The sequence below is a fragment of the Paraclostridium sp. AKS73 genome (assembly GCF_025671395.1).
GTDB classification, from domain to species: Bacteria; Bacillota; Clostridia; order Peptostreptococcales; family Peptostreptococcaceae; genus Paraclostridium; species Paraclostridium benzoelyticum.
Map to the genome: position 1 here is coordinate 33,224 of NZ_JAIXHU010000005.1, position 26,109 is coordinate 59,332.

Annotated in this window: 29 protein-coding genes, 2 pseudogenes and 2 riboswitches; of the genes and pseudogenes, 30 read left to right on the forward strand and 1 reads right to left on the reverse strand. The window is 29.4% G+C overall.

The features are described 5' to 3' along the window. The first annotated feature begins 141 nt into the window (after positions 1-141). The 14 genes and pseudogenes from LEQ07_RS04570 (at position 142) to LEQ07_RS22390 (ending at position 11,840) form a co-directional block, all read left to right on the forward strand. On the forward strand, positions 142-1,590 hold the full coding sequence (locus LEQ07_RS04570; RefSeq protein WP_046823524.1) for an amino acid permease: 1,449 nt from the start codon (positions 142-144) through the stop codon (positions 1,588-1,590). Positions 1,591-2,103: 513 nt separating this feature from the next. Further along, positions 2,104-4,239: a formate dehydrogenase subunit alpha gene (gene fdhF / locus LEQ07_RS04575; RefSeq protein ID WP_084822034.1), complete on the forward strand. Its 2,136-nt coding sequence runs from the start codon at positions 2,104-2,106 to the stop codon at positions 4,237-4,239. 117 nt (positions 4,240-4,356) lie between these two features. After that, complete coding sequence (locus LEQ07_RS20035) at positions 4,357-4,758, forward strand: hypothetical protein (protein ID WP_317852012.1); 402 nt, start codon at positions 4,357-4,359, stop codon at positions 4,756-4,758. A gap of 23 nt (positions 4,759-4,781) precedes the next feature. Then, entirely contained in the window at positions 4,782-5,534 is a 753-nt protein-coding gene (locus LEQ07_RS20040) for a molybdopterin molybdotransferase MoeA (protein WP_317852013.1), read from the forward strand. Between the two features lie 157 nt (positions 5,535-5,691). Then, a pseudogene (gene mobB, locus LEQ07_RS22860) lies at positions 5,692-5,979 on the forward strand (molybdopterin-guanine dinucleotide biosynthesis protein B); the annotation flags it as partial. Between the two features lie 129 nt (positions 5,980-6,108). After that, positions 6,109-6,828, forward strand: a complete 720-nt coding sequence (fdhD, locus tag LEQ07_RS04590; RefSeq protein WP_263329705.1) for a formate dehydrogenase accessory sulfurtransferase FdhD — start codon at positions 6,109-6,111, stop codon at positions 6,826-6,828. A 26-nt stretch (positions 6,829-6,854) separates the two neighbouring features. After that, positions 6,855-7,223 (forward strand): 4Fe-4S dicluster domain-containing protein, encoded by a 369-nt coding sequence (locus LEQ07_RS04595; protein WP_332842919.1) that lies wholly within the window; start codon positions 6,855-6,857, stop codon positions 7,221-7,223. A gap of 200 nt (positions 7,224-7,423) precedes the next feature. Beyond that, positions 7,424-8,800 (forward strand): [FeFe] hydrogenase, group A, encoded by a 1,377-nt coding sequence (locus LEQ07_RS04600; RefSeq protein ID WP_046822818.1) that lies wholly within the window; start codon positions 7,424-7,426, stop codon positions 8,798-8,800. Next, on the forward strand, positions 8,800-9,342 hold the full coding sequence (locus tag LEQ07_RS04605) for a 4Fe-4S dicluster domain-containing protein (RefSeq protein WP_046822817.1): 543 nt from the start codon (positions 8,800-8,802) through the stop codon (positions 9,340-9,342). Before LEQ07_RS04600 ends, LEQ07_RS04605 begins: the two co-directional genes overlap by 1 nt. 113 nt (positions 9,343-9,455) lie before the next feature. Further along, the gene (gene modA, locus LEQ07_RS04610; protein ID WP_263329776.1) at positions 9,456-10,121 is read left to right on the forward strand and encodes a molybdate ABC transporter substrate-binding protein; all 666 of its coding nucleotides are present in this window, start codon (positions 9,456-9,458) and stop codon (positions 10,119-10,121) included. Between the two features lies 1 nt (position 10,122). Beyond that, positions 10,123-10,524 (forward strand): molybdate ABC transporter permease subunit, encoded by a 402-nt coding sequence (locus LEQ07_RS20760; protein ID WP_332842920.1) that lies wholly within the window; start codon positions 10,123-10,125, stop codon positions 10,522-10,524. An 83-nt stretch (positions 10,525-10,607) separates the two neighbouring features. After that, entirely contained in the window at positions 10,608-10,763 is a 156-nt protein-coding gene (locus LEQ07_RS20765) for a hypothetical protein (protein ID WP_332842921.1), read from the forward strand. A 168-nt stretch (positions 10,764-10,931) separates the two neighbouring features. Continuing rightward, positions 10,932-11,402 carry a cyclic pyranopterin monophosphate synthase MoaC gene (gene moaC / locus LEQ07_RS04620; RefSeq protein WP_046821695.1) on the forward strand — a complete coding sequence of 157 codons (471 nt, stop codon included), beginning with the start codon at positions 10,932-10,934 and terminating at the stop codon, positions 11,400-11,402. A gap of 1 nt (position 11,403) precedes the next feature. Next, positions 11,404-11,840 (forward strand): annotated as a pseudogene (locus LEQ07_RS22390) (MOSC domain-containing protein). Positions 11,841-11,943: 103 nt separating this feature from the next. Here the strand turns inward: LEQ07_RS22390 and LEQ07_RS04630 are convergent. Then, positions 11,944-12,138, reverse strand: a complete 195-nt coding sequence (locus LEQ07_RS04630; RefSeq protein ID WP_046821696.1) for a hypothetical protein — start codon at positions 12,136-12,138, stop codon at positions 11,944-11,946. A gap of 257 nt (positions 12,139-12,395) precedes the next feature. Here LEQ07_RS04630 and LEQ07_RS04635 point away from each other — a divergent pair, with 257 nt between their 5' ends. The 16 genes from LEQ07_RS04635 (at position 12,396) to LEQ07_RS04705 (ending at position 25,987) form a co-directional block, all read left to right on the forward strand. Then, positions 12,396-13,277, forward strand: a complete 882-nt coding sequence (locus tag LEQ07_RS04635) for an SH3 domain-containing protein (RefSeq protein WP_263329706.1) — start codon at positions 12,396-12,398, stop codon at positions 13,275-13,277. Positions 13,278-13,597: 320 nt separating this feature from the next. After that, positions 13,598-14,854, forward strand: a complete 1,257-nt coding sequence (locus tag LEQ07_RS04640; RefSeq protein ID WP_046821697.1) for a dicarboxylate/amino acid:cation symporter — start codon at positions 13,598-13,600, stop codon at positions 14,852-14,854. A gap of 54 nt (positions 14,855-14,908) precedes the next feature. After that, positions 14,909-15,011: riboswitch (TPP riboswitch) on the forward strand. A gap of 90 nt (positions 15,012-15,101) precedes the next feature. Beyond that, the gene (gene thiD, locus LEQ07_RS04645) at positions 15,102-15,905 is read left to right on the forward strand and encodes a bifunctional hydroxymethylpyrimidine kinase/phosphomethylpyrimidine kinase (RefSeq protein WP_263329707.1); all 804 of its coding nucleotides are present in this window, start codon (positions 15,102-15,104) and stop codon (positions 15,903-15,905) included. A gap of 31 nt (positions 15,906-15,936) precedes the next feature. Continuing rightward, complete coding sequence (thiM, locus tag LEQ07_RS04650) at positions 15,937-16,722, forward strand: hydroxyethylthiazole kinase (protein ID WP_247013056.1); 786 nt, start codon at positions 15,937-15,939, stop codon at positions 16,720-16,722. Continuing rightward, entirely contained in the window at positions 16,722-17,399 is a 678-nt protein-coding gene (tenA, locus tag LEQ07_RS04655) for a thiaminase II (protein WP_150886123.1), read from the forward strand. Before thiM ends, tenA begins: the two co-directional genes overlap by 1 nt. Beyond that, positions 17,387-17,797, forward strand: coding sequence for an energy-coupled thiamine transporter ThiT (gene thiT / locus LEQ07_RS20780; protein ID WP_332842924.1), 411 nt, complete (start codon positions 17,387-17,389; stop codon positions 17,795-17,797). The genes tenA and thiT (LEQ07_RS20780) overlap by 13 nt, the downstream gene beginning before the upstream one ends. Before the next feature lie 5 nt (positions 17,798-17,802). Then, entirely contained in the window at positions 17,803-17,988 is a 186-nt protein-coding gene (locus LEQ07_RS20785; RefSeq protein ID WP_332842925.1) for an energy-coupled thiamine transporter ThiT, read from the forward strand. A 12-nt stretch (positions 17,989-18,000) separates the two neighbouring features. After that, positions 18,001-18,621: a thiamine phosphate synthase gene (thiE, locus tag LEQ07_RS04665; protein WP_263329708.1), complete on the forward strand. Its 621-nt coding sequence runs from the start codon at positions 18,001-18,003 to the stop codon at positions 18,619-18,621. Between the two features lie 16 nt (positions 18,622-18,637). Next, positions 18,638-19,240 (forward strand): energy-coupled thiamine transporter ThiT, encoded by a 603-nt coding sequence (gene thiT / locus LEQ07_RS04670; protein ID WP_046821702.1) that lies wholly within the window; start codon positions 18,638-18,640, stop codon positions 19,238-19,240. Between the two features lie 229 nt (positions 19,241-19,469). Next, a complete protein-coding gene (locus LEQ07_RS04675; protein ID WP_046821703.1) occupies positions 19,470-19,979 on the forward strand; it encodes a DUF6241 domain-containing protein in 510 nt (169 codons plus the stop codon). A 79-nt stretch (positions 19,980-20,058) separates the two neighbouring features. Continuing rightward, a complete protein-coding gene (locus LEQ07_RS04680; RefSeq protein ID WP_025162785.1) occupies positions 20,059-20,316 on the forward strand; it encodes a hypothetical protein in 258 nt (85 codons plus the stop codon). Positions 20,317-20,423: 107 nt separating this feature from the next. Next, a riboswitch (M-box (ykoK) riboswitch) is annotated at positions 20,424-20,580 on the forward strand. Positions 20,581-20,711: 131 nt separating this feature from the next. Next, on the forward strand, positions 20,712-20,855 hold the full coding sequence (locus LEQ07_RS04685; RefSeq protein WP_160165091.1) for a hypothetical protein: 144 nt from the start codon (positions 20,712-20,714) through the stop codon (positions 20,853-20,855). A gap of 134 nt (positions 20,856-20,989) precedes the next feature. Next, complete coding sequence (mgtA, locus tag LEQ07_RS04690) at positions 20,990-23,668, forward strand: magnesium-translocating P-type ATPase (RefSeq protein WP_332842926.1); 2,679 nt, start codon at positions 20,990-20,992, stop codon at positions 23,666-23,668. A gap of 187 nt (positions 23,669-23,855) precedes the next feature. Beyond that, positions 23,856-25,130, forward strand: coding sequence for a 5'-3' exonuclease (locus LEQ07_RS04695; protein WP_263329710.1), 1,275 nt, complete (start codon positions 23,856-23,858; stop codon positions 25,128-25,130). 99 nt (positions 25,131-25,229) lie between these two features. Then, on the forward strand, positions 25,230-25,841 hold the full coding sequence (gene mobA, locus LEQ07_RS04700; RefSeq protein ID WP_046821705.1) for a molybdenum cofactor guanylyltransferase: 612 nt from the start codon (positions 25,230-25,232) through the stop codon (positions 25,839-25,841). After that, positions 25,832-25,987 (forward strand): hypothetical protein, encoded by a 156-nt coding sequence (locus LEQ07_RS04705; protein ID WP_332840831.1) that lies wholly within the window; start codon positions 25,832-25,834, stop codon positions 25,985-25,987. The genes mobA and LEQ07_RS04705 overlap by 10 nt, the downstream gene beginning before the upstream one ends. Positions 25,988-26,109 lie beyond the last annotated feature (122 nt).

Genomic DNA, 26,109 nt, shown 5'->3' on the forward strand with positions numbered 1-26,109 from the left:
AGAAAAAATTAATTGTCAAAAGATTGGGAAAAAAGAAGAGAAATATACGAAGAAAACGATTTACAATAGCGTATTGACAATAAATTATAACAATATATAATAGAAACCGTAATCATACAAATTTTGGGAGGTAAAAGATCAATGTCTGATCAAAATAGAAATTTAACGTGGCAAAATATTGCCTTAATGGGATTTGTTATGGTATGGGGATTTGGAAATGTTGTTAATAACTTTGCAAATCAAGGCCTTACTGTAGTATTCTCGTGGATATTCATGATAGCTTTATACTTTGTACCATATACATTAATGGTGGGGGAACTAGGGTCTGCATTCAAGGATTCTCAAGGTGGAGTTTCAGCTTGGATAAGTTCAACTACAACACCAATGCTTGCATTTATGGCAGGATGGACATATTGGGTTGTTCATGTACCTTATTTAGCACAAAAACCACAATCATTATTGATAGCTCTTTCTTGGGCAATTAGTCCATCAGGAGAACTTGCTACAACATTAAAGGAATTAAATCCTTTAATATTACAAGGAATGGTACTTGTTGTATTTTTAGTATTTTTATATATTTCAACAAAGGGAGTAAAGGTATTAAAGGTTATAGGTAATGTAGCAGGTATGTCAATGTTTGTTATGTCTTTATTATACATAGTATTAGGGTTAGCAGCTCCAGCTATAACTGGGCATGTTGCAACACCTAATATAACACCTAAGTCATTTGTACCTAAATTTGACTTTGCATACTTAACAACTTTATCGATGCTAGTATTTGCTGTTGGAGGATGTGAAAAGATAGCTCCATACGTAAACAACACTAAAAACCCATCTAAAAATTTCCCTAAAGGAATGTTAATTTTAGCTGGAATGGTTGCTGTATGTGCACTTTTAGGATCAATAGCTATGGGTATGATGTTCAATGCTAATGCTATACCAGAAGACTTAATGATGAATGGTCAATACTATGCATTCCAATTATTAGGAGAGCATTATGGATTAGGTAGTTTATTTGTTATAGTTTATGCATTAGCAAATACTGCAGCACAATTATCAGCGTTAGTATTCTCAATAGATGCTCCACTTAGAGTATTATTAGGAGAAGCTGATTCTAGATTTATACCTAAGAAATTATCTAAAACAAATAAGAATGGTGTTTTAGTTAATGGATATATAATGACAGCTATATTAGTATCTGTATTAATAGTAATTCCAGCATTAGGAATAGGTAACACTAATGAGTTATTTAACTGGTTATTAAAATTAAACTCAGTTGTAATGCCAATGAGATACTTATGGGTATTCTTAGCTTACATGGGTCTTAAGAAGATGAGTAGTAAATTTAAAACTGAATACAAGTTTATAAAGAGTGATAAATTAGGATTCTTAGTTGGAGCTTGGTGTTTTGGATTTACAGCATTTGCTTGTATAATGGGTATGTTCCCAACAGATGTTCCTGCATTTAGTAAAGAATGGATATTTAGAGTTTCTTTAAATGTTATAACACCTATAGTATTAATGGGAATAGGATTACTATTACCTGTTATAGCTAAGATAACTAATGAAAGTGAAAATGCATCTAACTAATAAACTTAGTTAATAAGATAGAGAGAAAAATGAGTGAAGGAAACTTCACTCATTTTTTACGGTTAAAGAAACTATGTTTCACTAATATTTGAGCATAAAATCTAGAGTATAGTTAATAAAATATGTTTTTTCTATTCCTAAAAATAATTTATGGCAATATTTGAGCATATGTAGTTTTTACAAATTTAAAATAAAAAATGAAAATAAATTATTCATAAATTAAAAAATTTATAATATTCAATCTAGCTTAAAATATATGAAAATGCATAATAAATAGTAAAAAGTATATAAAAAAATGATATTGACTTTATATGTCGAAGTATATATAAAGAGCAAATATTAGAATATAAAGAAAATTTAGGGATTTAGGAAATGAATTGTTAATATACACTTTTGGAAATTTATAGTATTGTAATCTGAAATTTAGAGTAGTAATATATAAAATGTTAAATACATTATACAAATTAAATGTATTAAATATTAAGAAATAAAATTTAGAAAGGCGGAGCACGTTTGGAAAAAAAAGTTTTAACTGTATGTCCATATTGTGGGGCAGGGTGTCAGCTTTATTTAGTTGTTAAAGACAATGAAATAGTGAGAGCAGAACCTGCAAATGGAAGAACTAATGAAGGAAACTTATGCCTAAAAGGATATTATGGATGGGATTTTCTAAATGACCCCAAAATTCTAACGTCAAGATTAAAAAAGCCTATGATAAGAAAGAATGGGAAGTTAGAAGAAGTCGAATGGAAAGAAGCTATAGATTATACAGCATCTAGACTAAATGAAATAAGAGAAAAATATGGCCCAGATGCAATAATGGGAACTGGTTCTGCAAGAGGACCTGGAAATGAAGCAAATTATGTAATGCAAAAATTTATGAGAGCAGCGATAGGTACTAATAATATAGACCATTGCGCTCGTGTTTGACATGCACCATCAGTAGCCGGTCTGGCTTACTCATTAGGAAATGGGGCTATGTCTAACTCTATACCAGAGATAGAGAACTCAGATTTATTATTTATATTTGGATATAATGGAGCAGATTCACACCCTATAGTTGCTAGAAGAATTGTTAGGGCAAAAGAAAAGGGTGCTAAATTAATTGTTACAGATCCAAGGGTAACAGAATCTGTAAGAATTTCAGATGTATGGTTACCTATAAAAGGTGGAACTAATATGATTTTAGTCAATGCATTTGCTAATGTATTGATAGAAGAAAATCTTTATAATAAAGAATATGTTGAAAAATACACTGAAGGATTCGAAGAATACAAAGAAATGGTTAAAAAGTATACTCCAGAGTATGCTGAAAAAATGACAAACGTACCAGCAGAAGATATAAGAAAAGCAATGAGAGAATATGCAAATGCTAAAAATGCTACAATCTTATATGGAATGGGTGTATGTCAGTTTGGGCAAGCTGTTGATGTTGTAAAAGGGCTTGCATCATTAGCTCTTTTAACTGGAAACTTCGGAAGAGAAAGTGTTGGAATAGGGCCTGTACGTGGACAAAATAATGTTCAGGGAACATGTGATATGGGAACTTTACCTAACTTATTCCCAGGGTATCAAAAGGTAACAGATGACAAAGTAAGAAAGAAATTTGAAAAAGCTTGGGGAGTTAAACTTTCTTCTAAACCAGGGGTTACGTTAACTGAAGTACCTCATTTAACATTAAAAGAGAATAAAGTAAAAGCTTATTATATATTTGGAGAAGATCCAGTACAAAGTGATCCGCACGCAAGTGAGGTAAGAGAAACTTTAGATGCTATGGAATTTGTAGTAGTTCAAGATATATTTATGAATAAAACTGCCTTACATGCAGACGTAGTACTTCCTGCAACTTCATGGGGTGAGCATGATGGAGTATACTCATCTGCGGATAGAGGATTCCAAATAATGAGAAAAGCAGTAGAACCTAAAGGTGATGTAAAACCGGACTGGCAAATTATGTGTGAAATATCTACAGCTATGGGATATCCTATGAGCTATAATAACACTAAAGAGATATGGGATGAAATGAGGTCATTATCACCATTATTCGCTGGTGCATCTTATGAAAAAATAGAAAAGCAAGGAAGTGTTTTATGGCCTTGTACAGATGAAGATCATAAAGGTACACCGTACTTATATGAAGGAAATAAATTTGAAACTGAAAGTGGAAAAGGAAAACTATTTGCATGTGAATGGAGACCTCCTAAAGAAATTCCTGATAAAGAGTATCCTCTTGTATTATGTACAGTTAGAGAGGTAGGACATTATTCAGTAAGAACAATGACAGGAAACTGCAGAGCGCTTAGAGCTTTAGAGGATGAGCCAGGATATATACAATTAAGTATAGAAGATGCTTCAAAGCTAGGAATTAAGGATAAAGAATTAGTTAGGGTAAGTTCAAGAAGAGGAAGTATATTAACTAGAGCCTTAGTAACAGATAGAGTTATACAAGGAGCTACATATATGACTTACAGCTGGTGGATTGGATCTTGTAATGAGTTGACTATAGATAACTTAGACCCAATATCTAAAACTCCAGAATATAAATACTGTGCAATAAAAGTAGAAAGTATAAAAGATCAAGATTCAGCAGAGCAGTATATAAAAGATGAATACGAAAAAATAAGAAAACAAATGTTAATTGAAAAATAGACAATATATCTAATTTTAAAGATCTATCTGATTGATTATAAAAATGATAGGTCTTTAATTGGGTTATAAAATAAAAAGTATATTGTTAAGTTAAAAATAGAACAAGGGGGAATGGACATGATAGATATTTCTACGGCGATTGATAAAATTATTGAAGAATCTAAACCAATAGGGACATGTGAAAAAGATTTAATGGAATCGGTAGGATATACATTAGCTGAAAATATATATTCTAATGATAATTTGCCCCCCTTCAATAAATCAGCTATGGATGGATACGCAATAAAAAGTAAGGATTCTTTACTTTGTAATGAAAGTGAAAATATTTGCTTAGATATTATAGGTGTAATAAAAGCAGGAGATTACTTTGAAGGTAAAGTAGATGATAAGCAAGCTATAAAAATAATGACAGGAGCTCCTGTTCCAGATGATACTGATGCAGTTATACAAATAGAAAATGTAGAATTAGATGGAAATAAGCTCATATTATCGGAAGTAGTTAAAAAAATAAAACAATAATTAATATAGGCGAAGAACTTAAAGTGGGAGATTTAGCATTAGAAGTAGGTCAAAAAATCAGGGCTAGTGAAATAGGACTGTTAGCATCTTTAGGTTATTCAAAGGTAAAAGTTTATAAAAAACCAATTTTATCAGTATTAACTACTGGGGATGAACTAGTTGATATAACTGATTCTATAGAAAATGGTAAAATAAGAAATAGCAATGAATACTCATTAAAAGCTTTAGCAAAAGATTTAGAAGTGAGATCATTTGGAATAATTGAGGACAAAAAAGATGTTATAAAAGAAAAATTAAAAGAAGCTCTAGAAATTTCAAATATAATAATAACATCAGGTGGTTCTTCTGCAGGTGACTATGATTTTATAGAAGATGTATTAAGTGAATTAGGTGCTGATATTAAATTTAATAAAATAGCAATAAAACCTGGCAAGCCAGTTATATTTGCTACTGTTGGTGAAAAATTAGTTTTTGGATTACCAGGAAACCCTCTATCATTTATAAATACATATGAAGAGTTTGTAAAGCCTGCTATATTAAAGATGAGTGGTGAAAATATAAAGGAAAATAAATTCCCTGTTATACTAAAGCATGATATAAAATGCAAAGCGGGAAGAACAAATTATGTTTATGTTGATATAAATAAAGAAGATGGTAAATTTTATGCATATGAAGTGGGTTCTCAATGTTCTAACCAACTTTTAATGATTACAAAATCTAATGGAATAGTGATAGTTCCAAAGAATAAAGGATTTGTAAAAAAGGAGAAATCTTAGATGGGAAATTTATATTCCAATAATAAACAGAAAATAATATCTATAGTTTCTACAAAGTCTGGAATGGGAAAAACGACTTTGGTGGAATTATTGATAAAAGAATTTAAAAAAAGAATATAAAGTTGGAGCATTAAAGCATGATGCCCATAAGTTTAATATAGATAAAGAGGGTAAGGATAGTTATAGATTTACAAAGGCAGGAGCTAAAGATGTAGTTATAGCTTCAAATGAAAAAATAGGTGTAGTAAAAATACTAGAAGAAGAAAAAAGCTTAAATAAAGTATTAGAACTATTTGATGATGTAGATATTGTCTTTACTGAAGGATTTAAACAAAATCCTTATCCTAAAATTGAAGTTCATAGAAAAGAAGTCGATAAAAATTTTCTTTTTAATAATGCAATAAATAAAGATACATTTATCGCTATAGCTACAAATGAACATATAGATGGTATAACCAACTTAGATATAAACAATATAAATCAAATAGTTGATTTTATTGAATCTTATATAAAAACAGAAGAACTAAAGACTCAATTAATAAATTATGATTATGATAAAACTATAAAAATAGATGTGGTTAAAATAGACAATCAAAATGCTAAAGAAGAAAAAGAAATCATAATATCAGAATACCCATTAAGTTTAATTTTAAACGGAAAATATTTAAATACTTTCTTATGTACTCCAGACAAAATAGAGGAACTGATTGTTGGGTTTTTAGCTACAAAAGGCTATATATCTAATAAAAATGATATAGAAAGTATAATTATAGATGAAAAATCAAAGGTAGTAGAGGTTATATCGAATAAATCTAATACTAATTTAAACTTAGAAAAAATATTTTTAAATGATTTAGATTTTATTGAGTGTAATTCAGTTAAAAATAGTTTTGAAATAGATATAAATACAATTTACAATTCAATGCATATGAACTTGACATCGTCTCAATTATTTAAAGATACTGGTGGAGTTCACAGTGTAGCACTGTTTGATGGATGTGACCCTGTAGTGATATGTGAAGATGTTGCTAGACATAATGCTATGGATAAGGTAATTGGATATGGTGTATTAAATGATGTAAATTTTGAAGATAAATTTATAGTAGTTAGCGGAAGAATTTCTCTTGAAATGATGCAAAAGGCATGTAAGATGCAAATACCTATAGTAGTTTCAAAGTCAGCTCCTACAAATCTTTCAGTAGAGCTTGCAAGAAAGTTAAATATAACTTTGGTTGGATTTGTAAGAGGGAGAAGAATGAATATATATGCTAATGGATATAGAATTAAGTATTAAAAAGTAAACTTAAAAGGTGGGAAAATATGAAAAGTACACTAAATTCGTTTGTAATAGCAGACGCAAACAAATGCGTAGGATGCAGAGCTTGTGAGGTTGCATGTTTTGTTGAACATAATAAGAAAAATAATGTTGGATATACTGTTGGAACTGTAGAAATACCTGTTATACCTAGATTATATTTAGTTAAACAAGGAAGTTTTTGTATGCCTATACAATGTAAGCATTGCGAAGATGCACCTTGCTTAAATACATGTCCAAATAAGGCAATTAAAAAAGAAAATAATGCAATAATTGTAAAAGAAGAATTATGTGTTGGGTGTAAAACATGTATATTAGCATGTCCTTTCGGAGCTATAGACCTATTACCTCAATATAAAGATGGAAAAAAGTAGAACAAATAGAGTTAGAAGATGAAAAAGTAATAGCATATAAATGTGATTTATGTAAAGGTAGCGATAAACTAGCATGTATAAATGCCTGTCCAGAAAATGCATTAAAACTAGTATCTCCTATAGAAGATAAAAAACTAAAAAATAAAAAAAGCAGCTCTTGCGTTGCTTGGAATTTCAAATAATAAATAGGAGGATAAGTTATGATTGTAAATATAGATAAAGAATTGTGTACGGGTTGTAAAAAATGTAGTGATGTCTGTCCAGTAGATGCAATACAAGGAGAAAAAGGAAAGGCTCAATTTATAGATGAAGATAGATGTGTAATTTGTGGTCAATGTGTACAGCAATGTAAATCATTTGCTCCTATATACGAACTAGGACAAGATACAATAGAAGCAAAAAAGGAAGAAAGAGGTATGCTAGAAAGCGTACAAGAACCTTTATTTGCAGCTTATAATACATGTGATGTAGAAAAAGTTAAAGAAGCTTTAGCTAATCCAAGTTCATTTACAGTGGTTCAATGTGCTCCAGCTGTAAGAGTTGCATTAGGAGAAGAATTTGGTTGTGAGTTAGGTGAATTAACATATGGGAAGATGGTTGCAGCATTAAAACAACTAAAATTTGATAGAGTATATGATACAAACTTTGCAGCTGATTTAACTATAATGGAAGAAGGCAGTGAACTTATAAAAAGAATAGGGGAAAATAAAAATCTTCCTATGTTTACTTCTTGCTGTCCTGCATGGGTAAAGTTTATGGAAGATAATTATCCTGAACTTACAAATCATTTATCAAGTTGTAAATCTCCTCAACAAATGGGTGGAGTAGTATTTAAAACTTATGGGGCTCAAATGAATAATGTAGATCCTAAAGATGTATTTAGTGTAGCTGTAATGCCATGCACTTGTAAAAAATTTGAATGTGATAGAGAAGAAATGAAGTCAAGTGGATACAAGGATGTAGATGTTGTAATCACAACTAGAGAACTAGCATATTTAATAAAAGATATGGGAATTGACTTTAACAGTTTAAAAAATGAAGACTTTGACTCTCCTCTAGGAGATTATACTGGAGCAGGAACTATATTTGGTGTTACAGGTGGAGTTATGGAAGCTGCTATAAGAACAGGATATGAGCTTATAACTAACCAAGCTATTCCTAATGTAGAGGTAACTCAAGTTAGAGGCGGAGAGGGAATAAGAAAGTCGGTTATAAAAGTAGGAGACTTAAGCCTAAAAGTTGCAGCTGTAAGTGGTTTGAAAAATGTAGTTTCTATACTAGAAGATGTTAAAAATGGTGACTGTGACCTACATTTTATAGAAGTTATGACCTGTCCAGAAGGGTGTATTAGTGGTGGAGGCCAACCTAAACTTTTAATAGATGAATATAGAGAAATAGCTTATGCAAATAGAAGAAAATCAACTTATAATCACGATAGAGATATAGAGATAAGAAAATCTCATGAAAGTCCGTCTATAAAGAAAATATATGATGAATTTTTAAAAGAACCATTAGGAGAAAAGTCACATCATTTATTACATACAAATTATTGCACTAGAAAGGAAGTGGCTAAATAATGAATTGTTTTGTTATATCAGACCCAAATAAATGTATAGGATGTAGAACATGCTCTATTGCATGCGTAGTAGCTCACTCTGAAGAAAATATATTTTTACAAGATCCAAATCATATAAACTTTAATCCTAGACTTACTGTTGTAAAAACTGCACAAGTAAGTGCTCCTATTCAATGTAGACAATGTGAAGATGCACCTTGTGCGAATGTATGTCCTAATGAAGCTATAAAAAGAGAAAATGGGGCAATAGTAGTTAAGGAAGAAAAATGTGTTGGCTGCAAAACATGTATTATAGCATGCCCTATAGGAGCTATAGAAATAGTAAGTAAAGAAATTAAATTAGATGATATAGATTCAGATAAATTGTATTTCAAAGAGCAAATGGTAGCAAATAAATGTGATTTATGTGTAGGGAAGGAAGACGGTCCTGCATGTGTAAATGTATGTCCTACTAAAGCATTTAAAATAGTAAAAGAAGATGATGTGAAATTAACCATAAATAATAAAAGAAAACAAGCAGCAGCATGCATTTCTAACTTATAATAAGGAGTATAACTAATGAAAAAACAAATAAGATTTTACTTATTGTAAGCACTATATTAGTATTAGGTTTAAGTGGATGTAGTAAAGTTTCTAAAGAAAAACAAAATATAACTATATCAGCAGCGGCAAGTTTAAAAGAGCCTCTAGAAGAAATAAAAGGTATATATGAAAAAGAAAATAATATGAATATTACACTTAATTTAGGGGCATCTGGAACTCTTCAAAAGCAAATAGAACAAGGTGCAGATTGTGATATATATATATCTGCTTCACCTAAGCAAATTAATGTATTAGAAAAGAAAAATCTTATAAAAAAAGATTCTAAAATAGATTTATTACAGAATAAACTTGTGATAATATCAAATAAAGAATCAAATAAAAATTTAGATCCAAATGACAGTGAATTGAAGTTTTCTATAGGAACACCTAAAGTAGTTCCAGCTGGAGACTATGCTAAAGAATCATTAGAGAATATGGGAATGTATGATAAATTAAAAGATAAAATAATATATGCAAAAGATGTAAAGCAAGTATTATCTTATGTTGAAACAAACAATGTAGACTTTGGAATGGTATATAAGTCAGATGCATTGAGTTCTGATAAGTGTAAAATCTATGAAGTAGTGGATGACAATATGCATAAACCGATAATATACCCAGCGGCTATTGTAGAAAGTACAAAGAATGAATCTCAATCAGATAAATTTATTAAACACTTAAAGAGTTCAGAGTCTAAATTGATATTTGAAAAATATGGATTTGAATGTGTAAATAATTAACATGAAAGATGCAATAATTTTATCCATAAAAATTTCTGTAGTAGCTACAATGATAACTTTAGTATTAGGTGTTTTTTTGGCTAGAATATTTACAAAATATAATTTTAAATTTAAAACAATTATAGAAGCTTTTATAATTATTCCTATGGTATTGCCACCATCTGTTGTTGGTTATGGACTTTTAGTAGTTCTTGGCAAAAATGGGCCAGTAGGAGAGTTTGTGCACAACCTATTTGAGCAAACGTTGATTTTTACTCCACAGGCTGCATGTATAGCATGTGTAGTAGTTGCGCTTCCGATGATGTATCAAAGTTGTAAAACTGCTTTTTTAGAGATAGATACCACATATGAAGATGTAGCTAAAGATCTTGGAGCTACTGATAGTAAGGTTTTTGGAAAATAATAATACCATTATCTAAAAAAGGTATTATAGGCGGAACTATATTATCATTTGCTAGGGCTTTTGGAGAATTTGGAGCAACTTTAATGGTAGCAGGAAATATACCAGGTAAGACTCAAACGGTACCTTTAGCCATTTACTTTTTCGTAGAAAGTGGATATATAAGGGAAGCAAATATATTAATAATAATAACTATAATAATAAGTTTTACTACTATATTTATATTAAATAAATTAAAATAGAATATAAGATTATGTTTTGATTAAAAAATAAAAGCACAAAGCTTAAATATAACATTAGATTTTAAATTGTTTAAGTTTTGTGCTTTAAACATTTTTATTTACGAAAAGAATAAAATTTAAAAAATAGAGAATATGTGGAAATAGACATGGTTAGAATAGGAGGTTAATATGGAGTTTACTCACTTTAATGAACATGGGAAAGCTAAAATGGTAGATGTAAGTGAAAAAGATGAAACAAAAAGAACTGCTACAGCTAAAGGTAGCATATCTATGAACTCAGGAACTATAGAGATAATAAAGCAAGGGAAAATAAAAAAAGGTGATGTACTTTCTGTAGCACAAGTTGGAGGAATAACAGGCGCAAAGAAAACATGGGATTTAATACCTATGTGTCACAATATATTTTTAACAGGAGCTGATATTAAATTTAATATATTAGAAGCAGAAATAGAAATAGAAGCTACGGTATCTACTGTAGGTAAGACTGGGGTAGAGATGGAGGCTTTAACAGCTGTGTCTATGGCAGCGCTTACTATATATGATATGTGCAAAGCTATAGATAAGGATATGGTTATAAATAATATAAGACTTGTAAAAAAAGTAGGTGGAAAAAGTGGGGAGTACATTAGAAATGAATAATATAGGAAAAGTAATATCTATAAATATAAGTGAGAAAAAAGGAACTATAAAAAAGCCAATAGAAAAAGGAATGTTTAAACAAAATCATGGTCTTGTTGGAGATGCTCATGCAGGTGAGTGGCATAGACAAATAAGCTTGCTTGGAATTGAAAGTATAGAAAAAACAAGAAAACAAGGAATAGATGGTTTAACTCCTGGAGTTTTGCCGAAAACCTAACAACTGAAGGTATAGTGCTATATGAGCTGCCTGTAGGAACAAAGTTGAAAATTGGTGATACAATTCAAGAAGTTACTCAGATAGGGAAGAAGTGTCATAAAGGCTGTGAAATAAAAACTAAAGTTGGAGACTGTGTAATGCCTAGAGAAGGAATATTCACTAAGATAATAAAAGATGGTGAAGTTAAATGTGGAGATAAAATAGAAATTATTGAAGCATAATATATAAAAGTAACTAAGAAATAAATATATCCGCGTCAAGTGGATACATATGAAAAGCACTTTAAAATGGCATGAGTCCGGTATTTAACTGGACTCATGTCATTTATTTATTTAATATTTCTAGTGCCTGAGCTATAAAGTCTTCTTTATCTTTTGCTGTTATTAGTTCAGTATTTACATAAGCTGTAAATCCTGATCCACATTCACATATACAATCTTCTTTTATATCAAATTCTAACAAAGCTCTTTTTAATTCACCCTCGCTAATACCAGAACACATTGAGCAAAAACTTATCATATTTAATACCTCCATATTAATATATGTATATTTATACACTTATAGGTAGGGGGATGAAACATTAAATTGTTACTAAAATTGTAACTAATTTGTAACCCTTTTTCTGGTAATTATAGAAAATGTGTTTACAAAGGTTCAAAAATATATTATCATTAATTAAAAGTTACAGAAAAGTAACAAAATCATAAAATATGAATTTTACAAGACATAGTGGTCAATAATATATAATTTTTATTTAAATTAACTGGAGGGATATTATGAGTATGAATAAAAGAGCGAGGAAATCATCATTGATATTAGCATTAGGATTAGTTGTAGGAGGACTTTATACATCTACAAGTAATATATATGCAGCAGAAAGAGAAGTAGTTAAAGCAGAAAAGTTAAATGTAAGAAAAGGTCCATCAATAGAAGAGCAAAGAGTAGGATCATTAGACAGAGGCATGGTAGTTGAAATTTTAGAAACAAATAATGGCTGGAATAAGATTAAGCTTACTGATGGAAATGAAGGATGGGTAAGTGGAGATTATACTGATAAAGAAAATGGAACTGTAACTGCTAGTAAATTAAATGTAAGAAAAGGTCCAGCTACAGAACATGAAAAATTAGATGTATTAGATAAAAATACAGAAGTTAAACTTTTAGAAGAAAAAGATAATTGGTACAGAATTAGATTAGATGATAAAAAAGAAGGTTGGATTTGTGGTGATTATGTTTTAACAGAATCTCAAGCTAAAGAACAAGAACAAAATCAAGCTAAACAACAATCTAATAATACAGTTAAAGAAGTTAAGAGTGCATCTACAGTATCTGATGCAACAACAAATGAACCTTCTAAATCACAAGCAGAAAGTTCATCTAACAATAATAATGGAACATCAATGTCTGTAGAAGCTACAGCATATGCAGGAGATACTATAACTTCAACAGGAACAACTCCTAAATGGGGAACTATAGCAGTTGATCCAACTGTAATACCATATGGAACAAAAGTATATATACCTAAGTTTGACATGGTATTTACTGCAGAAGACTGTGGAAGTGCTATAAAAGGTAAAAGAATAGATATATTTATGAATAGTGAAGCAGAATGTGTTAAGTTTGGAAGACAAAATATGGAAATAAAAATATTAAAATAGTTAACATAAAAAAGACGGTACGTTAAGTAAAGTTACTTACGTACCGTCTTTTTTTATTAAAAATATAAATAATATCGTATATATATGAATAAAAAATAAGTTAAAATATGTAATAGTTTGAAAAATAAGTTTTTTGTGCTGATTTTAGAATATATATAAAGTTATATCCAAGATAAACAAAACATAATAAAGTTTAAATTACATGAACTTAATTATATTAAGTTAAAATGTGTTTTAATACATTTAAACTTTAAAAAATTACAAAAAATTCGTTTTTTAGTGTATAATATTAATATGATAAAGAGATGGAGGAAACATATATGAGGAAACTTGGATTAACGAGCAAAATATTAATTGGATTATTTTTAGGAATACTGTTTGGGGTAATACTTAGCAAAATGCCAGGCAGCTATATTAAAGATACAGTTTTATTAGGTGGAATTATAAATGTAATAGGAAATGGATTCACAAAAGCTATAAAGATGATGGTAGTGCCACTAGTATTTGTTTCATTAGTATGCGGGGTATCTGCTATGGAAGATATAAAGAAATTAGGTAGAATAGGATTTAAAACTATGGGATTCTATTTAATGACAACAGCTACAGCTATTTGTATATCATTAGCTTTAGGGGTTTTATTAAAGCCAGGTGCAGGACTTGATTTAGGTACTGTAGCTAGTCAATCTACTACGATAGCAAAAAATCAATCACTATCAGAAATAATATTAAATATGATACCATCAAATCCTATAGAGTCATTTGCAAAAGGTGAAATGTTACAAATAATATTCTTTGCAATGCTTACTGGAGTATCAATAAGTTTAGTTGGAGAAAAGGCAAAACCTTTAAAAAAATTATTTGAGTGCGCAAATGAAGTTTGTATGAAAATGGTTAGTGTAATAATGATGTTTGCACCTTTTGGAGTATTTGCACTTATTACAAATACCTTCTCTACAGTAGGAGCAGATGCAATAGGGTCATTAGTTAAATATATATTAGTTGTATTATTAGGGCTGTTATTACACGTAGTAGTTGTCTATGGAGGAGCTTTAAAAGTATTTACAAAAGTTAGTTTTACTGGATTTGTACGTAAATTTACAAAAGTAGCTGCAGTTACTTTTTCAACTGCATCAAGTAATGCTTCTGTTCCAGTAAGCTTAGAACTTATGGAAGAAATGGGAGTTAGTAAAAGTATACGTTCATTTACAATACCTATGGGAGCTACTATAAATATGGACGGAACAGCTATAATGCAAGGTGTAGCGGCTTTATTTATAGCACAAGTTTATGGAATTGATCTAGGTATAAATGATATTTTAACAATAGTTTTAACAGCGACATTAGCATCAGTTGGAACAGCAGGAGTTCCAGGTGTTGGTATGATAATGCTATCAATGGTACTTCAATCAGTAGGACTTCCACTTGAAGGTATTGGTCTTATAATGGGAGTAGAAAGAATTATAGATATGTTTAGAACTACAGTAAATGTTATGGGAGACAACACTTGTACACTTGTAGTTGCAAGTAGTGAAAAAGAGTTAGAAGTAACTAATATAGATGCTGCAGAAATAGCTTAATAAATTTTTATTGACATATAAATTTAGTGAGCTATAATTAAACTGTAATCTAAAATGAATAGCTAGGGGTGCCCCAACGGCTGAGAGATGAATTTATTCATTAACCCTCAAACCTGATCTGGATAATACCAGCGTAGGAAAGCTTTACTAAATATACAAATGAAATTTATTTGCATAGTAAATTAAAAGCTATATTCCTACAGGAATATAGCTTTTTTTAATACAAAAACCAAGGGGGAAACATCTAATGGAAAAGTATAAAGTGCCAACACTTACAATAGCAGGTTCAGATTCATCAGGAGGTGCAGGTATACAAGCAGACCTAAAGACATTTAGTGCTATAGGAACTTATGGAATGAGTGTAATAACAGCTATAACTGCTCAAAACACTCATGGAGTATTTTTAGTAGAAGATTTAAGTAAAGAAATAATACAAAAACAAATAGAGGTAGTATTTGATGATATACCACCTAAAGCAGTAAAAATAGGAATGGTATCTAGCCCAGAAATAATAAAGGCGATTGTTGAATCTTTAGATAAGTATAATCCAAAGTACTTAGTAGTAGATCCAGTAATGATATCTAAAAGTGGATATTCACTTTTAAAACCTGAGGCTAAAGATAATTTAATAAAATATCTTATACCTAAAGCATACATAATAACACCAAATACATTAGAGGCTGAGGAAATAACAGGGATTAAAATTGATAATGTAGATGACATGAAATTAGTTGGGAAAAAAATATTAGAACTAGGACCTAAGTATGTGTTAATGAAAGGTGGACACTTAGACGGGGATGCAGTAGACGTTTTAATAGGCAAGGATACATTTGAAATTTATAAAAGTGAAAGATTGGATAGAAAAAATACTCATGGAACAGGATGCACTCTATCATCTGCAATAACTGCAAATTTAGCACTAGGATTTGATATAGTACAATCTGTTTCTAATGCAAAAGACTATATAACTAACGCTATAAGACATAGCTTTGATATAGGTGGAGGAGTAGGACCAGTACACCATTTTTATAAATTTGACTCAAATAAATAGATATAAGCATTTAAAAGGGAGAGATGAAATTATGTTTGAATTATTAAATAAAGTTAAAGAAATTAACCCATTAGTACTTCATTACACTAACGAAGTTACAATTAATGATTGTGCAAATATAACTTTAGCTATAGGTGCAAGTCCGCTGATGAGTTATTCTTATGAAGAAGCAGAAGAAATAATACCTATTGCAAGTTCTGTAGTAATAAATATTGGAACAATGAATTCCTCTCATAGAGAATTATTTATAAAGGCTGGGAAAATAGCAAATAAGCATAAAAAGCCAGTTATATTAGATCCAGTAGGGGTGTTTGCAACACCTTCAAGATCTTTGTTAGTAAAAACTTTATTAAACGAAGTAAAATTTGACGTAATTAAAGGTAATGCAGCTGAAATTAAGTATATAGGTGGATTTAATGTAAAAGGAAAAGGTGTAGATTCATTTGACGATGATGAAAACATAGACGATATTATCAAGAAAGTTGCTAAAAAACTAGAATGTGTGGTAGTAGCTACTGGAAAAGTAGATGTAGTAACTGATGGCGATAAAATTATAAAAATACATAATGGAACTCCTAAACTAAAAGGAATAACAGGTACTGGATGTATGAGTGCTAGTTTAATAGGTAGTTATTTAGGAGCTAGTAATGAAAATTTAAATTCTGCAGCAATGGGTGTTCTTACAATGAGTTTATGTGGAGAATTAGCAGATATAGATAATATAGGAATTGGAAGCTTTAAAGTAAATTTAATGGACAATATATATAAATTAAATGAAGATAAGTTAAAAGAGTCTTCAAGGGTGGAGGTATTTTAATGAAATTTACAGATTGCTTGTTTGAAGAAGTTAAAGATATATGGGAAAGTTATTTAAATCATCCATTTGTAAGAGAAATAGGAGAAGGAACTTTACCAAAAGATAAATTTAAAAGATATCTTATACAAGATTACTTATATTTAAAAGAATTTGCTAAAGTTTTTGCAATGGGAGTAATAAAAGCAGATACAGTTAAAGAAATGAAGTTTTTCAATAAAGCAGCTAAGGGATCTATGGAAGACGAAACTGCTATACATGTTGAATATATGAAAAAATTAGGAGTACCTCCGATTGAGGCTGAAAAATGTAAATATGAACTAGTTTCAAGTAGCTATACAAGTTACATGCAAGCTGTTTCATTAACAGGAGGAGTTAAAGAAATTGTAATGGCTACATTACCTTGTAACTGGAGTTACAATTATATAGGTCATTATTTATATGAAACTTATAAAGATAATTTAGATAATAATTATTATAAAGAATGGATAGAGATGTATGCAGATCAAGAATTTGATGATGTATTAATAGATTGGTTAGAATACACAAATGAGTTATGTAAAGATTTAACTGAAGATGAGACAAAGAAGCTTAAAGAAATATTTGTTAAATCAAGTTTATATGAATTAGATTTTTGGAATATGGCATATGAAGAGGCGAAGAAAAAATGTCAAGCGTAGTAATTATAATAATAAGTTTAGTAATGTTATTTATGTATGCAAAAGATATAAATAAAAAGAAGTTTTCTACTAAAGAGATAGTAATGATCGCTATGTTTAGTGCTATATCATTTATACTTTATATGATACAATTCATAAGATATCCGCAAGGTGGAGGTATAACGTTATTTTCAATGCTACCTACGATGCTACTAGCTATATTATATGGTAAAGAGGCAGGTCTAACAGGTGGATTGATATTTGGATTACTAAAACTATTAAATGGAGCTTATGTAGTGCATCCAGCACAATTTTTACTAGATTATATATTATCAAATATGGCACTTGGATTAGCTGGAGAATTTGGAAGAGAGAAAAAAAGCGATATGTTCAAGGATGCTTATTTGCAAGTAGTTTAAGTGTATTGATAAGTATAATATCAGGAGTAGTATATTTTGGACAGTATGCTCCAGAGGGAATGAACATAGTACTTTATTCTTGTATATATAATATATCAAGTGCAGGAGTTGAAGGATTACTTTCGAGTCTAATACTAGTTTTATTACCTATAAAAAGATTTCAAAAAGTGTTGAAATTATCAACTAATTAAAGGGAGAACAAAATGGAAGAAAAATTAAAATTATATTTAGTGACTGACTCAGAAATACTAAATGGGAGAGATTTTTATAAATGTGTAGAAGATGCATTAAAAGGTGGGGTAACAACTTTACAATTAAGAGAAAAAAATGCAAATGGAAAAGAGTTTTTAGAAAAAGCATATAAATTAAGAGCTCTTACTAAAAAATATGATGCTTTATTTATAATAAATGACAGAGTAGACATTGCTATGCTTTGTGATGCAGATGGTGTTCATGTTGGACAAAGTGATATACCTTTAGAAGAAGTGAGAATATTAGTAGGAAAAGATAAAATTATAGGAATATCAGCTCATAATATAGAAGAAGCCACTGCTGCAAAAAATGGTGGAGCAGATTATATAGGGGTAGGAGCTATGTTTAATACAACTACTAAAAATGATGCTACAATAGTTACAGTAGATCAACTAAAAGAAATTGATGAAAATCTTGATATACCTAAAGTTTTAATCGGTGGTATAAATTTAGATAACATAGATACATTTAAGGGTATAAACATAGATGGATATGCAATAGTATCGGCTATATTAAAGTGCGATGATATATATAATGAATGTTTAAAATGGACAAAGTCTTTGCAAAAATAGATACAGGAGGTGAATTATGATAAATGCAATAATAATATTAGGTAGTATAGGATTTGGTATATATTATCTAAAAGGGTTAAAAAACACTAAATTCACTACCAAAACAGTTGTTATGATAGGTATGTTTAGTGCAATATCATATATACTTAGTATGATAGAGTTTATAAAATATCCACAAGGTGGAGGAATATCTTTATTTTCAATGTTACCAACAATGTTACTTTCAGTTTTATTTGGAAACACGGTCGGTATAACTGGTGGACTTATTTATGGAGTATTAAAATTATTAAAGGGCGTGTATATAATACATCCAGCACAATTTTTACTAGATTATATATTACCAACAATGTTACTTGGATTAGCAGGATCATTTGGAAAAGATAAGAAATCAAAGGTTATACTAGGTTGTTTATTTGCTGTAGTTCTTAGTGTATCTATGAATATAATATCAGGATGTGTATTCTTTGGAGATTATGCTCCAGAAGGAATGAATGTATTCGTATACTCATTCTTGTATAATGTATCAAGTCAAGGCGTAGAGGGGTTATTGTCTGCACTTATAATTGGGATACTTCCACTTGAACGATTAAATAGAGCAATAAATGCAAGTGGTAACTAAATAAAGATAAATAAAGTTTTAAAATAAGAGGTTATTATATAAGTTTTGCTTCTAAAGCTGGAAAGATGCTTTAAAAGGCGCTAAAACTTATATAATAACCTCATTTTAGTTAACTTATATTTATCTTTTTTTAAAAGAGGTAGGATGTGGATGTGGGCGTAAGGGTGTACATAATCCTACAAAAATATTAAAATAGAGGAGTATGTAAATATAAGTTTGGAGGGGTTTAATGGGGAAGAAAATAATTATAGGGGTAATGAGTTTAATTTTAGTTGGAGCTTTGTTTGTTGGGTTTAATGTTTTAAAAGACGATAAGAAAGTGAAATTAGATGAAAGTGTTAGTAGCAGTCTTGAATATTCAGGGTCAATTCAAGAAATTTTAAATAAGACTTATGATAGAGCAAAATCTTCAGAAAAATTTGAGTATAAAGACGAAGAAATATATAGCTTGGTGCATTGGATATCTAATCCAGTTATAAAGTCTAAAAAGAACAAAAGGGTAGGATTTTTAGAACCGAGTCCAGAGAATGTAGATAAGATGATATATATATTAGGAAAAGCTCCATTAGGACCTCATAAATTTTTTATAAAATCTTTAAATGAATGGAAAAAAGGTAACTTTGTTGAGGTTGAAGAAGTTCATAACACGGCTTGGAAGATGTTAGATGGAAACGTAGGAAGAGCTATCGACAGAGATGAATATGAGATAAATAGATTAAAAGAAAAGTATTATAAATAAAATATGTATATATAGTTGACAATATATAAAAACTGATTGTAGACTGTATTTTATAGATATATAGAAAGAAGGTAAATAAATGGAAGAAATATATAAATTAATAGAAGATAAAATAAAAGCTGCAGGTTATAATGGCTATGTAAGTGGAGAAGAAATATACGAAGAAATATGTGATGAAATAGAAGAAAAAGAAAATGGAAGCTACATATTTATGTCTAAGAAAGAAGACGATATATTCTTTGAATATAAGATAGATGTTATGGATGAAAACTTTAACTTATCTTACATAGATATAAACACTCCGATAGGAAAAGTTCATGTAGACTTTGATGCATAGTAAGTAATAAAAAGGTTCTAAGATTAAAAAATCTTAGAACTTTTTTGTTTTTAGAGTTGACAATTTTAAAAGTTGTGAATATAATGAAAGGGAAGTAAGATATAACTAAATAGTTTCGGTAGGTGAGGTTACCTTAGGGATACGGGTTGCTGCCGCGAAATAGTGGAGACACTATTAGATGGTTAGCAGTATACGTCGGAGAAGGCGTATTCTAATGCAATTACATTGCCCTAAGAAGCTAAAGCTTGGACGAAGATTATTAAGTATATGTAAAAGATACTTTTTAATTACGCTTTCATTATCCTCGTTTACCAAAAGAAACGAGGATTTTTTAATGCTAAAAAATCAAAAAACATTAAAAATGAATTAAATTAAAATACGGAGGTGAAAATAAAGTGGACTTAGAAAGTAGGTTGTGTATGAGAACAGATGGCATAGAATTTGAAGAAGACTCAGATTGGCTCTATTTTTATTATAAAATTGAAAACAAAACAGTTAGTAAAAGTAATATGCTATTTACTTGTATACTAACTATGTAAGTTCATTTTGTTTTCACTTTAAAAATAAAGTACAAGAGTTTTATTTATGCTGCCTGTTTACTAAAAATATAGTAACAGGCATTTATTTTGTCATTTATTCTCATGCACTTGCAAAATAGTGAGGAGGGAATAATATGAAAATCATGAACATGAAAACAAAAAAAATAGAAGTGAAAAAAGAGGAAAGAGGAAATTTAACAGAAACTAAATTAAAAAAAGCTGCGGTATTATCACAAACAGAATTATTTGATTTTTTACAAACAGATTCAAATGGACTAAGTGATAAAATTGCTAAAGATAGAATAGAAGAATATGGATTAAATGAAATAACAGATAAAAACAATGATACATGGTATAAGAGATTATTTAATTCATTTGTAAACCCATTTACAATAATACTTGTAGTGCTTGCACTAATATCATTTATAACAGACTTTGTTATAGCCGCTCCAGAGGATAGAAGTTTAACAGCTGTAATTATAATAGGTAGTATGGTCACATTAAGTGGAGTATTAAAGTTTGTTCAAGAAGGAAAATCAAGTAATGCAGGTAAAAAGCTAAGAGAAATGATAATAACTACAGCTACAGTATTACGTGGTGGAAAAGAAGTAGAAGTTCCAATAAATGAACTAGTTCCAGGCGATTTGATAAAATTAGCTGCAGGAGATATGATTCCAGCAGATATAAGAATATTATCATCTAAGGATTTATTTATAAGCCAAGCATCAATGACTGGAGAATCTGAACCTGTTGAAAAGTTTGGAAAAGAACTAGAAACAGTTTCTGTGATGAGCCAATCTATACTTGAACTTGAAAACTTAGCTTTTATGGGAACTAATGTAATAAGTGGATCAGCAACAGCAGTTGTAGTAGTTACAGGAGATGACACTTTTATAGGTAATATAGCTGATATAGTTACAGAAAAAAGAGAAGAAACAAGTTTTGATAAAGGTGTAAATTCAGTAAGTATGATTTTAATCAAATTTATGGCAATAATGGCTCCAACAATTTTCATAATAAATGGATTAACTGATGGAGACTGGTTAGAAGCATTCTTATTTGGTATATCAATTGCAGTAGGATTAACTCCTGAAATGTTACCTATGATAGTTACTACAAATCTTGCAAAAGGTGCAGTAGCAATGTCTAAGAAAAAAGCTATAGTTAAAAATTTAAACTCTATTCAAAACTTCGGAGCTATAGATGTATTATGTACTGATAAAACAGGAACTTTAACAGAAGATAAAATAATATTAGAGCGTCATTTAGATGTTGAAGGTAATGAGAATTTAAGTGTTTTAAAACATGGATATTTAATAAGTAAATTCCAAACAGGACTTAGAAATTTACTAGATGTAGCTATACTTGAATACGGAGAGAAAAAGAATCTATCTGATATTGTAAGTTCATATGAAAAAGTTGATGAAATTCCATTTGACTTCACTCGCCGTAAAATGTCAGTAGTATTAAATGATGAAAATAATAATAATCAGCTACTAACAAAAGGTGCAGTAGAAGAGATGTTAGACATTTCAAGTAAGGTGGAGTATAGAGGAGAAATAGTTGATTTAACTGAGGACTTAAAAGAAAAAGTTTTAAAAACAGTAGAAGATCTAAATAGCAAAGGTATGAGAGTTATAGGTGTAGCTAGAAAAGCTAACGTATCAAAAAATACAGAATTCTCAACAGCTGATGAAAAAGATATGATTTTAGTTGGATATATAGCATTTTTAGATCCTCCAAAAGAGTCTTCATATGAAGCTATAAAAACTTTAAATGAATATGGAGTAGATATAAAAGTATTAACTGGAGATAATGAACAAGTAACTAAATATGTATGCAAACAAGTTGGAATAGATGTAAGTAATATAATACTTGGACATCAAGTTGAAGTAATGTCAGATGAAGAATTAAAAGAAGTAGTAGAAAGTACAAATGTATTTGCAAAACTTTCACCAGAGCAAAAATCTAGAGTGGTATCAATGTTAAGAATCAATGGTCATGTAGTTGGATTCATGGGAGATGGAATAAACGATGCACCAGCTATGAGAAAATCAGATGTTGGTATATCAGTTGATACAGGTGTAGATATAGCAAAAGAGTCAGCTGATATAATATTACTTGAAAAAGATTTAATGGTTCTTGAAAATGGAATAAAAGAAGGCCGTAAAACTTATGCAAATATAATTAAGTATATAAAAATGACTGCAAGTTCAAACTTTGGTAATATGTTTAGTGTATTAGCATCAAGTATATTCTTACCATTTTTACCAATGCTTCCAGTTCAATTATTAATGCTAAACCTTATATATGATATATCTTGTATGTCAATACCATGGGATAATGTAGATGAAGATTACTTAAAAGTACCACGTAAGTGGGAAGCTGCATCAATTGGTAACTTTATGAAATGGATAGGACCTACAAGTTCAGTATTTGATATAACAACATATCTATTAATGTACTTTGTTATATGTCCTGCTGTATTAGGTGGTGGATATAATGATCCTGGAGTAGACAAAACTTTATTCATGATGCTATTTAATGCAGGATGGTTTGTTGAATCATTATGGTCTCAAACATTAGTAATTCACATGATAAGAACACCAAAATTACCATTTATTCAAAGTAGAGCATCACTTCCACTACTTATATTAACAACTATGGGCATAGCTGTAGGAACAATAATACCATATACTCCATTTGGAAGTGCATTAAATCTTTATCCTATGCCAATGATATACTTTGCATGGTTAATAGCTACAATAATAGCATATATGGTTTTAGTTACTATAGTTAAAAAATATATATAAGAAAATATGGGGAATTATTATAAATGACTGAATAAAAAAGAAGGATATATTGATCTGATAAAAGATAATATATCCTTCTTTTTCTATAGTAAATATAGTTAATATATCTATAATTTCAAAATAATAAAATGTATATGTTATAATTAATACATTGAAATTAATGACCATTAAAAAAGAGGAGAGAATTATGGATTTATTTGATTTATTAGAACAAAAAGAAGCTAACGCAAAAATCAAAGAATCTGAATTATCTAGAGGAGATAATATAAGACTTAATAGCTATGTTGGATCTAGATTAAATACAGATTTTAGAACGAAAAATAAAAAAGTTAATAATATAAAAGAAGAAATAGATACAATAAATGCCGTTGAGGAAACTAAAAATATTGAAATAAAAGAAAGTGAAAAAGTTAAAGGTTTAAAAATAGATGAAGATAATAATAAAGAAAAACTACTTATTATAGATGGGTCATCATTACTTAGTACAAGTTACTTTGCAAGACTTCCAAGACAAATAATGTTTGCTAAAACAATTGAAGAAAAAGAACAATTTTATGATAAGATACTTCAAACAAAAGATGGAATATATACAAATGGAGTTTTTGGGTTTATGCAAATTATGCTATCTATGATAAAAGAGCAAAAGCCTACACACTTAGCAGTGTGCCTAGATTCTACTAGAATGACTTTTAGAAAGTTAATATATGATGATTACAAAGGAACAAGAAAACCTATAGAAGTTCCTTTAAAAGAACAATATGATTTATTAAGAGAAATGCTTGAAACTATAGGGGTTAAGGTTTTAATTTCAACTCCAAGTGAAGACTATAGCAATGTATTTGAAGCTGATGACTTTGCAGGAAGTTTATCAAAGCAATTCCAAGATCAAATTCCAGTTGCTCTATACACTAAAGATGAAGATTATTTACAATTAGTTGATCACAATACAGTTGTATGGATGAACACATCAAAAGCAACTGACATAGCTAAAACTTGTGATATAAACTTAAAAGAGTGTAACTTACCAAACAATACTTTTGAGTATACAGTTGATTTATTAAAGCAAGTTAAAAACTTAAAACCTCATCAAATAATTGACTATAAAGCTATATCTGGGGATTCTTCAGATAACATTCCAGGTATAAAAGGATTAGGAGATACAACAAGTATACCTCTACTTCAAAAATATAATACACTAGAAGATATATATAAAGATATAGAAGGCTTAGATGATAAAGGGTTAAAGTTAAAAGCAACAGATTGGAAAAATGAATTAGGAATAAGAAATCCTATGAAAAAGTTAGTTGCAGAAAAAGACAATGCATTCATGTCTAAACAGTTAGCAACAATAAAAACTGATATAGATGTAGGTTTAACTTTAGATGACCTAAAAATAAATATAGACAAAGATATATTAAGAGAACAACTAGATAAGTACGAAATGAAAAGTATAAAATTATAAAAAACAAAACCTCAAAATCGTAGAATGAATAGCGAAGGGTAGAGTTGTAAATTTTAGAGACCTTTAAAGCATCTTTCTAGCTTTGGGAGGGAAGGTATTATGAGCGTATGTAAAAGTGCAGTTATATTAGCTGGTGGGAAGAGTAGTAGGATGAAATTTGATAAGCAGCTTTTAGTAATAGATGAAAAAAGGCTTATATACGATTTAGCCAATAAATTAGAAAATCATTTTAATGAAATTATAATTGTTACAAACAAACCTGAATTTTACAATGATTGTAGTTATAAAGTTGTTGTAGATGAGATAAAAGAATGTGGACCTTTAAGTGGGATACATATAGGTCTTAAAAGTGCTAGTAGCGAATATGTTTACTTCTTAGCGTGTGATATGCCTAATATTGATAACAATTATATTAAGTTTTTAAAAGAAAACATAAGTACATTATATGATGTTTATATCACTAAGGTAGATAAATTTGCAGAACCATTTCATGGAGTTTACAAAAAAAGCTTATATGAAGATATAGAAAAATTTCTATTAATGAGTGAGAAAAAATCTATAAATAGATTTTTAGATAATAAAGTTGTTTTTTATTTAAATGAAGATGATTTTAATAGAAATCATTTTGATTTAAATATTTTTACTAATTTAAATAATCAGGAAGACTTAAAAAATTTTATAAATGAAGTTGGTTTAAATAGATGTTACTAAGAAATAGGTGGAAAAAGTGTCATGCAGGATGTGCTATAAAAAATCAAGTAGGAGATTGTGTAATGCCTAGAGAAGGTATATTTACAAAAATTATTAAAGGTGGAGAAGTAAGACCTGGAGATACAATAGAAGTAATAGAAGAATAATTATAAGGGTAAGTTTTAAATATTAAGACGCGTAAGACAAATATATAAGTTTTGCTTCCAAAGCTGAAAAGATGCTTTGAAGGTCGCTAAAACTTATACATTTATCTTTTGCTATCTATTTA